The sequence below is a fragment of the Catenulispora rubra genome, from assembly GCF_015356825.1.
GTDB lineage: Bacteria > Actinomycetota > Actinomycetes > Streptomycetales > Catenulisporaceae > Catenulispora > Catenulispora rubra.
In genome coordinates, this window is the sequence record NZ_JAACYW010000295.1 from 1 (window position 1) to 14101 (window position 14101).

The following is a 14101-nucleotide window of genomic DNA, read 5'->3' on the forward strand; positions in this document are numbered from 1 at the left end:
CGACAGCCTCCACCGGCAGCTCCAGGCAGTACCCGGTGGACAACGTCCGCACCGCCGGATGCCGCCCCAGCGCACTGCGAAGCCTGGAGACCAAAGACTGCACCGCATGCCCCGGCTCAGCGGGCCCCTCATCCGGCCACAACGCCGCCGCCAACGTGGCCACCGCCACCGGCCGCCCCGCGTCCAGAGCCAACCGCACCAGCAACGCCCGCAACCGGAACCCGCCGACCTGCACCACCCGGCCATCCAGCCGCACGTCAAGGGGGCCCAACAGACAAACCCGCAGCCCCGCCTCCGCTCCACCGGGCGGCCCCGACTCCCCCGCCGCACCGCGCAGCACGTCCGCCGCCGGATCTTCCGTCTCAGAGCCCACAATCATTCCTCGCGTCGCACTGCGGCCGTCGGCATCAGACACCTTATTGCACGTCCGCCGGGCCGATCCGGTATCCCGCCCGGACCCGCCGTGCGTGCGAGCGATCTGTGCGCACTCTGACAGCGCCCGCTGGCACCCTGCCCCCATGGAGAACGACCTGACCGGCCGGGAGAACCTGGTGCTGATCGGCCGGTTGCTCACAATGCGCCGCGATCAGGGCGGCATGCGGGCCACCGACGGCCGGGAGAGGCTGACCGTCCCGGCCGAGAACAACGCCGCCTTCGGCCGAGTCGCCGAGGAGATCAGCGGCTCAGGGATCACGGCGGCCGAACTGGCGCCGCGACTGCCCGGCCTGGACGAGGTGTTCCTGACGCTGACGACGCGCAATCCGAGCGACGCGGCTCGGTGCGGCGTGGTGATTGACTGGGGACGCCGCCATCAGTGGCGACCGCACGGCCCGATATCGGCCGCGAACGTGCGATTGCCATCCCTCGTCACGCCCTCCTCACCGACGCAGGGAGCTGCGATGTCAGCCCCGCGCATGCCCGCGATCCGGCAATGCCGGGGTCGGGTGTGTACGCGCCGTACTCATACGCTGCCGGGGATTCTCCCCGCGAAGGAGGCCGCCGTGGCCGAGAACCGATGCGCCGTCCGCAACGCCGTGATGCACGCGCTCGCACGAGGCCGGGTGATCGTGTGACGGCGCGAACGCCGGCCGGCGTACCGCCCTCGCACCCGCGGCGGCGCATCGCCGTGGTGACCGGCGCCAGCTCCGGCATCGGGGAGATGACGGCTCTGGGGCTCGCCCGGACCGGCGCGCACGTCGTGCTCGCCTGCCGCAGCCGCGAGCGCGGCACGGCGGCCGTCGACCGGCTGCACCGCCTGGACACCGGCGGTCCGATGACCGGGTTGCTCGAGGTACGCGAGCTCGACCTGTCCGACCTCGCGTCGGTCCGTCGGTTCTGCGCGGCCTGGGACTACGACCGACTCGACCTGCTGGTCAACAACGCGGGCATCGCGCTGGCTCCCTTCCGCCGCACGGTCGACGGGTTCGAGTCCCATCTGGGTGTCAACCACCTCGGCCCGTTCGCCCTGACCGGCCTGCTGCTGCCCCACCTGCGCCGCTCGAGCTCCCCGCGCGTGGTGACGGTGACCAGCGAGGCGCAGCGGTTCTGCCGATTCCGACTCGAGCAACTCGGCACCGAGCGGCGCTATCGGCCCGCGACGGCCTATCTGCGTTCGAAGCGCGCGAACCTCTACTTCGCCATGGAACTGCAGCGCAAGGCGGACGTCGACGGCGTGCCGCTGCTCAGCGTCGCCATCGGCCCCGGCCTCACCCGCTCCCACATCCTGCACAGCGACGCCCGCGCCGGCCGCCGCGGGCCGCTGAAGCGCCTGCTCCCCCGGATCGTCGGTCTGGTCGGCAAGTCCACGGAGCTGGGAGCGGCTCCCTCCCTGTACGCCGCGACCGACCCCGACGTACCCGGCGGAAGCTACGTCGTGCCGAGCGGCCCGCTCCAGCAACGCGGCGACCCGGTACTCCGGCACGAACCCGCGATGGACGACGTGCACACCGCGCGCCGACTGTGGGAGTTCTCCGAGGAAGCGACCGGAGTCCGCTATCGGCTGGCCGGCGCCGTGGCGTGACCGGCAGCAGAGACCGTGACGCGATCAGTAATGGACAATGTGGATTAACTGGAGGTTCTCCGATGCAGTTGACCAAACACACCCACGCGTGTGTGACCTTGGCCAAGGACGAAGCCCGGATCGTCATAGATCCCGGCATGTTCACGGCCGGGGCCGCGCAGGCCGTCGCCGCGGCCGACGCGGTACTGATCACCCACGAACATCCGGACCACTTCGACGAGCAGCTGCTCGCACAAGCCCTCCAGGACCGCCCGGAGCTGCGCGTCTACGGCCCGGCCGCCGTCGTCGACCGCTGGTCGGCACGCCGCGGACAGGTCACAGCGGTCGCAGCAGGCGACGCGGCGGTCGTCGCGGGCTTCGACATCGCCGTGTTCGGAGACACCCACGCCATCGTCCACCGCGACCTGCCCGACGTGCCAAACGTCGGCTACCTGGTCGAAGGGCGGCTCTACCACCCCGGGGACGCCTACCACGCACCGGACGCCGCGGTCGAGACACTACTGCTGCCCACCAGCGGCCCCTGGACGAAGGCCGGCGAGGCCGTCGACTATGTGCGCGAGGTGAAGCCCAAGCGCCTCATCCAGATCCATGAGCTGATGCTGAGCCTGATCGGCCAGCAGTCGATGGGCCAGTTCCTGAGTCCAGGGATGCTCTCGGAGGTCCCGCTCACGATAATGCCCGCAGGGGAGACGACTGAGGTCTGAGAGGCCACGTGACTCACGTGGCTTGTGGCCGATCGCCGCTCTTGATCCGCGGGTTCGGGCTTCAAAGCCCTGGCGGCGCACGCGTATTGATCTGCCGGAACAGCGTATTACTGTTCCGGCAGATCTACTTTGCGAGTCCACGGCGGGTCCGATGTGGGGCCGAGGTCGTTCACCCGGATCAGGTTGTTCAGTTCGGGCTCAACCGCAGGTGGAAGTCCGATATCCACGCTTTGATTCTGCGCTCGCGCGTTCGCGGACTCGGCGTGATCATTCATCTGGAAGATCCCGGCGTTGTGGGCTCCAGACGAGCTACCAGCGCGTCAGATAATCGCGATGACCGCACCTTGAAGCATGTCTCGAATGGCTGTCGCGACCGCTGTGGGCCCGGAACGCGCAGCCCGTGTTGCAGGAACAGCTGGGCGACGTCTTCGACGACGTCGCGGACCAGGCGCGGCAGGATGCTGACGTAGGTGTCGGCGGTAAGCACGATTGAGGAATGCCTACCCTGATCGGAGACCAACTTCAGATCTGCCCCCACCGCGAGTTCCAGCGATGCCGCACCATGGCGCTGGTCAATGGAGCCGCACCGGCGGCAGCCCAGTGGCCTTGACCATACGCCGGAAGGTATCCGACAACCGGGCAGGCCGCGGTAGATCAAGGGCGTAGCGCCAGGAGCCGTGCCCCGGCTGTCCCGCTCGGGCACAACGCCCTACTGGACGGGGACTGGAGCGCGCCGGCAGCCGCTGTGTGCATACACGCTGCCTTTTGAGTTGTTGTTCTTCACGTATTTCTCGAGATCTTGATGGCTTTGCGGCGATGGTCTCGCCGTGACGCCATCGAACCATCACCACGACCCCTGATCGCCGAGGTCACTTGCTTCCAGTCAGAGCCGGAGACGCAGGTCATGGCCAGGATGGTCTTGGCAGTGTTGTCCTTCAGCGTGGCGGTATCGCGGTGGCGGGCGCTGCCGTTTCAGCGACAACCTCGCGGGTCGGCGCAGCGACGATAGTGGAACACGATCCTGCTGGTGGCGCGGGCTACCCGCACTCAGACCTCGTGATCCGGCTACGCCTGCGGGCGCAGGCCCGCCAACGTGACCTGGACGAGGCGCCGGACCGCGGCTTTGGACGTCAGGCCGCCGGCCGCTGTCAGGGCGTGAAGGCAGAAGCTGGCGAGTTCGGCCGGGGCGACGTCGTCGCGCAGACTGCCGTTCCGTGCGCCGACGGCCACGAGTTCGGTGATCAGGTCGCGCAGGTGCTTCTGCGCAGCGTCGAGGTGGCCGCCGCGGTGCAGGAGCGCCCCGAGGTCGGCGTCGTGGCGGCCGAAGGCGTTTTCGGCGTAGGTCTGGAGGACCGCCTCTAACCGCCGATCGGGGTCTTCGGTGTGGTCGCGGACTTCGGTCAACTGCCGCAGGTGGGTGTTGATCTTCTGTTCGTGCCAGGCGAGCAGGATCGATTCGACGTCCGGGAAGTACTTGTACAGCGTGGGCCGCCCGATGCCGGCCTCGGTCGCGATCTGCGACATCGTCACGGATGTCAGACCGTGCTCGTGCGCCAAGGCCGCGGCGGTCTCCAGGATCGCCTCGCGCACCGCGGCCCGGTGCTCCTCGATCGTCTCGTTCCACAGCTTCGGCACGCTTCGATCATACACCACGAAGCTATCGTGACACTTTGCATTGACAGATACACTCTGTCTCGTAAAAGCTGAGGCTGTGAGCCCGCGACTCCCGCGGGCTGCCGAGACGGAGACTCCCATGCCCGACTTCCCCGCTCACCCCGACACCGGAACCGACCCCCAGGCCGAAGCCGCAGCGGCCAGGCCGCGCTGGAAGACCGCGGTGTGGGTCGCCGCCGCCGTCGCGGTGCTGGCGCTGTTCATCGTGTTGCACCTGACCGGCGTCGTCGGCGCCGAGAGCCACAAGTAGGCGGCGGCGATGATCGAGGCGATCGGCCTGTCCAAGCGTTACGGCGACACACTCGCCGTCGACGACCTGTCGTTCACCGTGCCGCCGGGGCAGGTGACCGGGTTCCTGGGGCCGAACGGGGCCGGAAAGTCCACGACCATGCGGCTGATCCTGGGGCTGGACGCGCCGACCTCGGGCACGGTGACGGTCAACGGCAAGCCCTACACGTCCCTGCGCCGTCCGCTGTTCGAGGTCGGTGCGCTGCTGGAGGCCAAGGCCATGCACGGCGGCCGCAGCGCCTTCAACCACCTGATGGCCCTGGCGCTGTCCAACGGCATCCCGAGAGCCCGCGTCGAGAAGGTCCTGGACCAGGTGGGCCTGCGCAGCGTGGCCCGCAAACGCTCTGGCGGGTTCTCCCTGGGCATGGGCCAGCGCCTGGGCATCGCCGCCGCGCTGCTGGGCGACCCGCCGGTGCTGATGCTCGACGAGCCGGTCAACGGCCTGGACCCGGAGGGCGTGCTGTGGATCAGGACCCTGCTCAAGGCCCTGGCTGCCGAGGGCCGCACGGTGTTGCTGTCCAGCCACCTGATGAGTGAGATGGCCCTGACGGCCGACCGCCTCATCGTCATCGGACGCGGGAAGCTGATCGCCCAGACCACGATCGAGGACTTCCTGGCCGGCGGTGAGGGCAGCTTCGTCCAAGCCCGCTCCCCGGAGGCCGAAGCCCTGTCCGCAGTGCTGCGCGCTCGCGGCGCGACCGTCGTCCGCCAGGGTTCTGACTTGCTGCGGATCACCGGAGCAGACGCCGGCGCAGTCGGCGAGGTCGCCCGGACCGAAGGCTTGGCGCTGCTGGAGTTGTCGACGCAGCAGGCGACGCTGGAGCAGCGCTATATGGAGCTCACCGGTGATTCCGTCGACTACCGCACGGTCGAGGACGCCGACGTCCTGGCCCCGAACCGGAACTAAGGGGCGCCACTCGTGACAACGATCGCAACCTCGCAGCTGGGGACACACGAGGGCTACCGCCCGCTGACCGGGTTCCTAGACATCCTGCGCTCTGAGTTCCTCAAACTCTGTTCGGTCCGCTCGACGTTCTGGACACTCACCGTCGCGGTGGTCGCCAATGTGGGGCTCGGCGCGGTAACCGCCGCGGTGCTGGCTGGGCGGCTGTCGGCCTCGGAGAAGGCGACCGCCGACGGAGTCCGGCTTGCTCTGGCCGGCATCCACCTGTCGCAGATCGCCTTCGGTGTGCTGGGAGTGCTCGTCATCACCAGCGAGTACGGCACAGGCATGATCCGCGCGACCCTGTCCGCCGTCCCGCAACGGCGAACGGTCCTAGCAGCCAAAGCCATCGTGTTCGCCTCGACCGCTCTGGTCGTCGGGACGGTTTCCAGCTTCGGGGCGTACTTCGCCTTCCAGGCGGCGCTGCCGGCCGGCGACAGCCTCAAGTCGACCCTCGCCGATCCCGGGGTGCCGCGCGCGGTGTTCGGCGGCGGCTTGTATCTGGCGATGCTCGGGCTGCTCGGGCTCGGCCTGGGCGCGGTCATCCGCGTCAGCGCCGGGGCGATCGCGACCCTGTTCGGGCTGCTGTTCGTGCCGCCGATCCTGTTGGCGATGCTGCCGCACTCCTGGCAGAACACGGTCGGGCCGTACGTACCCATGCAGGCCGGCGAGCAGATCTACGTCGCGGTCAGCCACGAGGCATCGGCGTTGGCGCCGTGGACCGGGTTCGGCGTGTTCACGTTGTACGCCACCGTCGCGTTGGTACTCGGACTGTTTCTGATCAACCGCCGCGACGTCTGAGAGATGCACCTGGATCTGACCAGATAGAGAGGACTACCTGCCATGCCCGCCTCCCAAGCGCACGTCCGCACCGATCGCGCCCGACGCTATCTCGCCCAGCTGTGCGACCACGGCAGCCGGCTGGGCCGCCTCGCCGGCCACCGGCCCCGGTCCCACGGCGCCGGCACCGCGCCGCCGGCAGCGCGCAGTGAACACTCCGACACCGACGGGGTCATCGACTTCGGCTGGGGCCGCTGCACCCTGCACGCCGCCGGCCAAGCACTGATACTGACCGCCGAGGCCGACGATGAGCAGAGCCTGCAACGCCTCCAGGAAGGCGTGGCGTATCGCTTGGAACGCATCGGCCGCCGCGACCAGCTGACCGTCACCTGGCAACAGCCCCCGCCGGGAACGTCCTCGCAGGAGTCCGCCGATGAACCCGAGTAGGCCCGCGGCGGCGGTCATCGACGCCGTCATGGCACCGGCGGGCCGGGCCGACCCGTTCCCGCTGTACGCGATGGCGCACCAGCTCGGCCCGGTCCCGGTCATCGCTGACGGCGCTTTCCTGGTGTGCGGCTACGCCGCGGTCGACCAGGTGCTGCGCGATCCAGGCTTCGGGCTGCGGATCCGTCCGGACGCCGGTCACCCGACGGCGGGCTGGGATCGCTGGCCCGGTCGATCCTGCGGACCAACCCGCCGGATCACGGACGTATGCGGGCCCTGATGGCGCAGGTGTTCACACCGCGCCGGGTCGCCGCCCTGCAACCGGCGATCGAGGAAGCGGTGGACGTCCTGCTCGACCGGCTCGGCGTAGCCGGAGCCGACGGTCGCACCGTCGACTTCATGGACCAGTTCGCCTACCAGCTGCCGGTCACGGTGATCTGCGAGCTGCTCGGTGTCCCGGCCGCCGATCACGACCGGTTCCGGCCGCTGGCCGCCGACCTCGCCGAAGCGCTGGAGCTGTCGGCCGACACCGATCCGGGACCGGCTGGCGCCGCGGCAGCCCGCGAACTGGCCGGATACTTCACCCCGCTGATCTCTCAGCGGCGCATGAGCCCGCGCGACGATCTCATCGGGGCCCTGGTGGCCGCCCGCGACGCCGACGACGGCCGCTTGTCCGAGACCGAGCTGCTCGCCAACCTTGTGGTGCTGCTGGTCGCGGGTTTCGAGACCACGACCAACCCGCTCGGCAACGGCCTGGCGATCCTGTTCGGTCGCCCCGACCTCGCCGCGGCCCTTCGCACCGGAGACGTGGCTGTGTCAGGGTTCATCGAGGAGGTGCTTCGCTACGACTCCCCGGTTCAGGTGACCACCCGCGAAGCACGGGAGGAGAACCAGACCATAGTCGGCGTGCCCGTCCCCGAAGGCAGCGTACTGATCCTGCTGATCGGCGCCGCCAACCGCGACCCGGCCCGCCGCTCCGATCCGGATCGCTTCGACCCCACCCGATCCGATGTCAAACCCCTGAGCTTCGGCGCCGGCGCGCACTTCTGCCTCGGCGACGGCCTGGCCCGCCTGGAAGCCGCCGTGGCTGTCCCCCGGCTGCTCGCCCGATTCCCAGACCTGACCGCGCACCCCGACCGGCAACCGGTCCGCCGCGACCGGCTCGTCTTACGCGGCTACCAGAGCCTCCCGGTTCTCATCGCCGACCCGCCACGCACCTGACTGGACGTCGTCCTGATACGCCGACGGACGCCCTGTCCCCGCAGGACGCGAACCCCTAGCAGCGACTCGCGGCCGCCATCAGGCGTTCCGCACCAGACAGCATCGACCGACGCGTGGGTCACAGTGACGACGGCAGAACATCCCGGAGTATGGACACGGGTCGTCGCGGCGCTGCACGGGGAAGTCAGCGCGGCGACGTGGGAGGCTTACCGGGACGCGGGTCAGGCGGTGTTCGACGTGCTGGCCGAGATGGAGGCGCAGCGCAAGGCCGAGGCCGGCGAGCAAAGCGTCGGCGTGGTCAGCGGGCGGGTCGCGACCTGGAACGCCCTGGTGCTGCAACTGCTCGGCGAGGCGCTGATCGACGCCGACTACGCCGCCGATCCGAAGACAGTGGGGTTTCTGCCGAAGGTCACCGCCGAGCAAGTCAGCCGGGTGCTGACCCAGGTCGAGCCGTGGCTGGCCCTGGCCCGTCAGACCCAAGCCGACCCGGGCCCGGACATCACGAAGACCGTGCACCTCCCAGCCGTGCTGCCAGCCTGGGTGAAAGTCGAGCCCTGCCCGCCGGCGCACCTGACAGCGATGGTCGCCGCGTCAGCGCGGATCGCCGACTACGCCGAGGCGGCGCTGGCCGACGCCGCTGCCGACCCACGCCAGGAGGCACACCTGCCGCAGCTGCGCCAGATGTGGGCCGAAGCCGACACAGCCGGCCGCTACGCCCGAGCGCTGCTTCGACCCGGCGCGAGCCAGGAACTGCACGAGGCCATCGAGGACAAGCTGCACCGGGCCCTGGAGCTCTGGTATCGGCTGGGCCGGCTCGCCGCCGATCCGCGGCTGCGCGATCAGGCCGCACGGCACGACCGGACGGTATTGGCCGACCCCTCGACGCTGCCCGGCGGGTCGGCATTCGACCCGTGGTGCCTCACGGCGCCTAACTCCCGCGAGAAGTGGCGGGCCGATCCCCGGGCCCGGCGTGCGATCGACTTGTTGTGGGCCTACGACCCGGCGCCGGCGGCCACATTGACGATCCAGGCCGAGATCGACGCCGCGTTCGCCGCGGGGGACATCGTCTATGCCCGAACTCGTGGCGGCAAGCCGTTGGGTCACTACTTCTGCTGCCCGTGGGGAGCGGCCTACGAGGTCCGGCGACAGGTTCGGATCGCCGGCAAACGACTGGCCCCGCACGAGCAGTTCGTCTTCGACGTCAGCGGCGAGGAACTCGCCGAGGGCGGCAAGTTCGTGCGCCGCTTGGTGCGCGGGCCGTTCGAACCGACCAAGAAGGTCGACTACTGCGATCCAGAGGGCGGCCACGACGACGACGACTGATCGGCTGCCCGCCGTGTTCACGCCGACGCCGTGAATCCTGTCGGTGTGGCGCGCCAAGCCAGCTGGGCGGGATTCCGACGCCCCGGCTTACTTCCGCGTCTGGCTCGCAGGCTTCCGGCGGTTGTCCGACGCGCGCGGCAGGATGAGCCGGTGCGAACGACCGCGAGACCACCGCCTGGACCCCGAGCTCCTGCTGGACATGCCTGGCCTGACCACGCGGCCCGGCTCCTCGGGAGCGGCGGCGGCAACTGCACGGGGCTGCGTTTGGCCGCCGACCGGCCCGTCTGCCGGAGCCGGCGCGGGCGTCGTATCAGGATCGTCTGCGCCTGCGGAGCTGACCGAGCAGCGGATCGAGCAGTTCACCGACGCCTGCCGCCACCTGGTCGAAGCCCGCCTCGACATCAGCGAGGCCCGTTGAGCCCCGACAGGTGCCGAAGCAGTCCTGGAACTGCGCGCCCTGCACAACGGCAACTTCGACGCCTACTGTGCCTGGCACGAACAACAGGAGTTCACCCATAACCACCAGGCCCGCTACCGCGATACTCCAATGCCCGTAGCCTGATTCACCACATCTCGCTCAGCGATGGATCCGGTAGACGTGCATGACGCCGTCGTGCTCGGCGGCCAGCTCCTGCTCAGCGGGCACGCCCTTGACCGAGTAGACCTGCCCGCCGGACGGGATGAAGGTCGCGTCACCGTCCTGCATCCGGTAGCCAGGATCGACATACGACACGGACGGTGTGGCCAGAGTGCACACGACCTGCCCGACGCTCGCGCCAAGATCCGCTGGGTCGAGCGGTGTGTTGTCCGCGGACTGGTAGTCGTGTCCGTAAAATTCGAGCACATCGGCATAGTCGATGGTCACTCCGTGAATGACGCCGTGCGCATCCGCCGTCGGCGTGATCAAGCCCGGGCAGGCGTGCCCGCCGCTCGCGAGTGTGGGAGGCCCCGAAGAGGTCGGGACCAGAGCACCAGTCGCCGTTCCCGAGCTGACCGGCGGTGGTGAACCCAGCGCGGTCGGCTCATGCATGTTGCCCGGCTGAGAGACCACCAGCAACGACACGCCCAGGGCCGCGACGCATCCCGCCGCGATCCCGCCGGCAAAGTGCCGCCGCTGTCGGTCTCGCGCCCGCGCCACCACCGCGTCGGTGGTCGGCCCGGCCATAGGCGGGGTCGACACCAGTGTCCGCAGTCCATTCCGAAGCCCGTCTTCGTCCGAGTCCTTCATTTCCGTCCCTCCACCGTTTCCGGGCGCAGCATGCTGCTGCTCCTGAGCCGAGTGAGAGCACGTGCCGTCAAACTGGTGACCGTCCCCTCCGGGCAATCGAGTGCTGCCGCGGTCTGCGCCACCGTCAGGTCCTCGTAGAAACGCAGCACCACCACCGCCCGCTGCCGACGGGGCAATGCAAGCAACGCCCGTTGAAGCTCGTCGACAGCGGCCACCGCCTCCGCCACATCGGATCGGTCGCGAACCTCCGGGAGCACCGGCGCGGGTACTTCGCCGCGCCAGCGCCGCCGCCGCCACGTGAGGTAGGTGTTGACCATCACCTTGCGCGCGTAGTCGACGGGGGAATCCCGGTGCTCGATCCGGGCCCAATGCCTGTAAACCTTCACCAACGTCACCTGGGCGAGGTCCTCGCCCAGGTGCCAGTCGCCGGTCAGCAAACGAGCCGTCTTCAGAAGCGGCAAGCTCATCGCCGCCACGAACTCGTCGAACTCGGCATCCGATTCCTTCAAAGAGATCCCGCTCCAGAAGCCGCAGCACATGCTCTCAACTGTTCAGACAACGTGACGCCGGTAACTCATTGCAGCCGCCTCGCAGGCTTTGTAGCAGCCGACGGTCGACTACACCCAGTCGCAGGTCAAACAGCCGAGACGGGCAGCGACGAAGCCCATCACAAGATCAGCACCCAATCCGGACGAGGGTCGCTCAGTGACCGTGTGGGCCGTCGCCGCGTGAACCGTGCTGGTGATGGCCGTGTACGTCGGATTCTCCGGCCGCGCGCGTACTGTGATCGACGGCCTCGTTGCTGTGGCCCTGATGTTCGCCCTGCCGGCCGTCACCGTGGTTCATGGCGTCGTGCGAGTCGTGGTCGTGGGCCATGTCGTCGGGGCCGCCGCCCATCATCTTCAGCATCGCGACCCCGTCGGTGCGGACGAACCGCACCGTCAGCACCGCCGCCAGGACGAGGAAGGCGATGTTGAGCCAGGTGGTGTAGTTCCAGGAGACGCCGTCCATCGGCAGCTTGGCCGAGGCCCGGTCGGGGACCAGGCCGAGGCCGCTGAAGATCAGCTCGACGGCGTATCCGGCACCGGCCATGGCGGTGAAGAACGTCGCCAGCAGGAATGCGGCCATGCGCTTGCCGTAGTACTTCTTGTAGATGTTCAGCACCGGCAGGATGATCAGATCGGCGAAGATGAAGGCGGTGACGCCGCCGAAGCTGATCCCGCCCTTCCACAGCACCACGGCCAGCGGCACGTTACCGATCGAGCAGACGAAGCTGACCACCGCGACCAGCGGACCGACCAGCGGACCCCAGATCTGGCCCAGCAGCGGGTGCCCGGACAGGAAGAAGTGCTGCCAGAACGAGTCCGGAACCCAGGCCGCGATGCCGCCGGCGATCAACAGGCCGCCGACCAGGTCCTTCCAGATCGCGGCCCACTCCATGACGAACACGTGCGACACGGAGGTGAAACCGCGCGCCGACAGCAGCCGCTTGGCGAACGACCCGTCGCCGGACACTGACATGTCCATCGCCGCGTGGCCTTCCATCGAGCCGGCGATCCCGAGTTCGGCCTGCGCGCGGGCCTCACGCAGGACTTTGTCCCGCAGGAACAGCCGGAACAGCACGGCCAGCACCACGATCATGATCGGGCCGCCGACGAATTCCGCGGCCGTGAACTGCCAGCCCATCAGCAGCGCCAGAATCACCCCGAGCTCGATGACCAGGTTTGTGGAGGCGATCTCGAAGGCCATCGCCGCGGTGAAGTCCGCTCCCTTGCGGAACAGGGAACGGGCCAGCGCCACGGCCGCGTAGGAGCAGGAGGAGGACGCTGCACCGAGGGCCGAGGCGATCGCCAGGGTCTTGGGCCGGTCGTCGCCGAGCAGCCGGACCACCGTGGATTTGCGCACCACGGCCTGCACCACCGCCGACAGCGCGAAGCCGAGGATCAGAGCCCAGGTGATCTCCCAGGTCATCGATCCGGCGATGGACAATGCGTGCCCGATCGCGTTCATGGAAACCGCTCCTCCCGACGTCCCGCACAGCTGACTGACCACCGCGACCATATACCCCCCAGGGGTATTTCGGTCATGCCGGATTCCGCAGCGGGAACCGCTCGGCTGCTCCAGCCGTCCAATGAGCCGCGGTCGTCGAGCGGCGGCCCGTCATCGGGAGGCCCCTGTGAGCACCAGGTCCGTCGTGATCTGCGGCACGATTCTGGTCACAGCCGCAAGCGGCTGCGCGTCGAAGGCGCAACCCGCAGGGAACGCTGCGCTGCCGCCGGCTTCTACGACGACTTCTCCGACCTCGACCAGCCTGCCGGCGGTCACCCGCACTCCGGACCCGAACCACCCCTCCCGAGGGCCGGCGACACCGGTCATCGGCGTCGCCTATCCGTTTGACCTGTTCACTCACTGCGGCGTCCATGTGGCTCACTTCGGCGGCCGAGACTGGATCACAGATGCCGTCCAGCCCGAACCCAAGCCGAAGCCGGACCCCAGAACCGGCGTCACCACCTACACCGGATCGACCCCGGGCTACATGACGCTGGTGTCAGCCGGCACCGCACGCTTCGACGATCCGGGCGTGGTCACGGCGGTCTTCCACCCGGCGGCCGGCAAGCTGCCGATGTGCGACTGAGCGACGGAACCGCTGCGCCCGACCCGCCGGAACATCGCAGGTCTGCTCATGCCGGGACGGCCAAGGGTGTGGTCCCCCACCCAGGTGTCCGGGTCAGGATCGCAAACCCACCGGCGGAGACCAGGCCGAGGGTCGTCAATCCGAGCCACGGCAGCGCCGGATGTCCGGAGGCGTGGGCGACGTCCGACAGCGCGCCGGCGCCGAGGGTGCCGACGGTGATGCCCAAGCCGGTGATCGTGCTGTAGACACCGTAGTGGGTCGCCACCAGACGGCCGCGTGCCAGGCGGGTGATGTGTCGTACTGGTTCGGGCACCAGGCGCTGGACAGCACCAGTGCGGTCGGCTTGCCGTCGGAATGGACGCAAACCAACAGGGCAAGCCGGCCGCATGTGCCGACGGCATCTGCACCGCTGACGGACTAGATCGTTGGCTCGGCCATCGAGCCGATTCGCCCTCGGCCTTCACGCTGTACATCCGGCGCGGCACCACCGTGATCACCCTGAGCGGCGTGTATCAGGGCATCGATCTCGACACCTTGAACCACGCAGCAGGCTCACTGCGGCCAGCACGGACCGGTGAGCTGACCGCGACGATGGGCGGCAGTTTTCGATCATGATTCCACCTCGACAGGGTGATCCGGCGCAATAGCGCAGCGGTGGGTACAATCGCGGGCCGCCCGGACACTCCCGCACGAGTGCCCTGCGGTCCAGCTCAGCTAGTGTCCTGCGCCTGAAGTTCGTTTCAAATATTTAGCGAGTGAGTTGAGGATCTCCTCGGCCGTCTTCTTCCAGACGAACGGCCGGGGGTCCTCGTTCCATGTTGCTATCCAGGCTCTGATGTCT

General features: G+C 68.8%; 16 protein-coding genes and 2 pseudogenes. 11 read left to right on the plus strand and 7 right to left on the minus strand.

The window, feature by feature from the left end; translation table 11 throughout:
* A pseudogene (locus tag GWK61_RS44885) lies at positions 1–373 on the minus strand (winged helix-turn-helix domain-containing protein); the annotation flags it as partial.
* Positions 374–518: 145 nt separating this feature from the next.
* On the opposite strand from GWK61_RS44885, the gene GWK61_RS44890 reads away from it, so the two are divergent.
* From GWK61_RS44890 to GWK61_RS44900, 3 genes are all read left to right on the plus strand, one after another.
* The gene (locus GWK61_RS44890; protein WP_194918688.1) at positions 519–1073 is read left to right on the plus strand and encodes a hypothetical protein; all 555 of its coding nucleotides are present in this window, start codon (positions 519–521) and stop codon (positions 1071–1073) included.
* Positions 1070–2020, plus strand: coding sequence for an SDR family NAD(P)-dependent oxidoreductase (locus tag GWK61_RS44895; RefSeq protein ID WP_323748042.1), 951 nt, complete (start codon positions 1070–1072; stop codon positions 2018–2020). Before GWK61_RS44890 ends, GWK61_RS44895 begins: the two co-directional genes overlap by 4 nt.
* A gap of 62 nt (positions 2021–2082) precedes the next feature.
* Positions 2083–2724, plus strand: coding sequence for an MBL fold metallo-hydrolase (locus tag GWK61_RS44900; protein WP_194918692.1), 642 nt, complete (start codon positions 2083–2085; stop codon positions 2722–2724).
* A 1065-nt stretch (positions 2725–3789) separates the two neighbouring features.
* Here GWK61_RS44900 and GWK61_RS44905 read toward each other — a convergent pair.
* Complete coding sequence (locus tag GWK61_RS44905; protein WP_194918694.1) at positions 3790–4359, minus strand: TetR/AcrR family transcriptional regulator; 570 nt, start codon at positions 4357–4359, stop codon at positions 3790–3792.
* A gap of 118 nt (positions 4360–4477) precedes the next feature.
* Between GWK61_RS44905 and GWK61_RS44910 the strand changes: the two genes are divergently transcribed.
* From GWK61_RS44910 to GWK61_RS44935, 6 genes and pseudogenes are all read left to right on the plus strand, one after another.
* Entirely contained in the window at positions 4478–4648 is a 171-nt protein-coding gene (locus GWK61_RS44910; protein WP_194918696.1) for a hypothetical protein, read from the plus strand.
* Positions 4649–4657: 9 nt separating this feature from the next.
* On the plus strand, positions 4658–5593 hold the full coding sequence (locus tag GWK61_RS44915; RefSeq protein ID WP_194918698.1) for an ABC transporter ATP-binding protein: 936 nt from the start codon (positions 4658–4660) through the stop codon (positions 5591–5593).
* A 12-nt stretch (positions 5594–5605) separates the two neighbouring features.
* Positions 5606–6430 carry an ABC transporter permease subunit gene (locus GWK61_RS44920; RefSeq protein WP_194918701.1) on the plus strand — a complete coding sequence of 275 codons (825 nt, stop codon included), beginning with the start codon at positions 5606–5608 and terminating at the stop codon, positions 6428–6430.
* Positions 6431–6472: 42 nt separating this feature from the next.
* A complete protein-coding gene (locus tag GWK61_RS44925; protein WP_194918703.1) occupies positions 6473–6856 on the plus strand; it encodes a DUF2218 domain-containing protein in 384 nt (127 codons plus the stop codon).
* A pseudogene (locus tag GWK61_RS44930) lies at positions 6843–8074 on the plus strand (cytochrome P450). The gene GWK61_RS44925 and the pseudogene GWK61_RS44930 overlap by 14 nt, the downstream one beginning before the upstream one ends.
* Positions 8075–8197: 123 nt before the next feature.
* A complete protein-coding gene (locus GWK61_RS44935; RefSeq protein WP_194918705.1) occupies positions 8198–9397 on the plus strand; it encodes a hypothetical protein in 1200 nt (399 codons plus the stop codon).
* Positions 9398–9707: 310 nt separating this feature from the next.
* Here GWK61_RS44935 and GWK61_RS44940 read toward each other — a convergent pair whose 3' ends face one another.
* The 4 genes from GWK61_RS44940 to GWK61_RS44955 form a co-directional block, all read right to left on the minus strand.
* Complete coding sequence (locus GWK61_RS44940; RefSeq protein ID WP_194918707.1) at positions 9708–9914, minus strand: hypothetical protein; 207 nt, start codon at positions 9912–9914, stop codon at positions 9708–9710.
* Positions 9915–9974: 60 nt separating this feature from the next.
* Positions 9975–10577: a hypothetical protein gene (locus GWK61_RS44945; protein ID WP_194918709.1), complete on the minus strand. Its 603-nt coding sequence runs from the start codon at positions 10575–10577 to the stop codon at positions 9975–9977.
* 44 nt (positions 10578–10621) lie between these two features.
* Positions 10622–11164 carry a SigE family RNA polymerase sigma factor gene (locus GWK61_RS44950; protein ID WP_194918711.1) on the minus strand — a complete coding sequence of 181 codons (543 nt, stop codon included), beginning with the start codon at positions 11162–11164 and terminating at the stop codon, positions 10622–10624.
* 163 nt (positions 11165–11327) lie between these two features.
* Complete coding sequence (locus GWK61_RS44955) at positions 11328–12635, minus strand: permease (RefSeq protein WP_194918713.1); 1308 nt, start codon at positions 12633–12635, stop codon at positions 11328–11330.
* A gap of 166 nt (positions 12636–12801) precedes the next feature.
* On the opposite strand from GWK61_RS44955, the gene GWK61_RS44960 reads away from it, so the two are divergent.
* Positions 12802–13260: a hypothetical protein gene (locus GWK61_RS44960; RefSeq protein WP_194918715.1), complete on the plus strand. Its 459-nt coding sequence runs from the start codon at positions 12802–12804 to the stop codon at positions 13258–13260.
* 46 nt (positions 13261–13306) lie between these two features.
* Here the strand turns inward: GWK61_RS44960 and GWK61_RS44965 are convergent, their stop codons facing one another.
* Positions 13307–13573, minus strand: a complete 267-nt coding sequence (locus GWK61_RS44965; RefSeq protein ID WP_194918717.1) for a hypothetical protein — start codon at positions 13571–13573, stop codon at positions 13307–13309.
* A gap of 41 nt (positions 13574–13614) precedes the next feature.
* On the opposite strand from GWK61_RS44965, the gene GWK61_RS44970 reads away from it, so the two are divergent.
* On the plus strand, positions 13615–13875 hold the full coding sequence (locus tag GWK61_RS44970) for a hypothetical protein (RefSeq protein WP_194918719.1): 261 nt from the start codon (positions 13615–13617) through the stop codon (positions 13873–13875).
* The last annotated feature ends 226 nt before the right edge of the window (positions 13876–14101 follow it).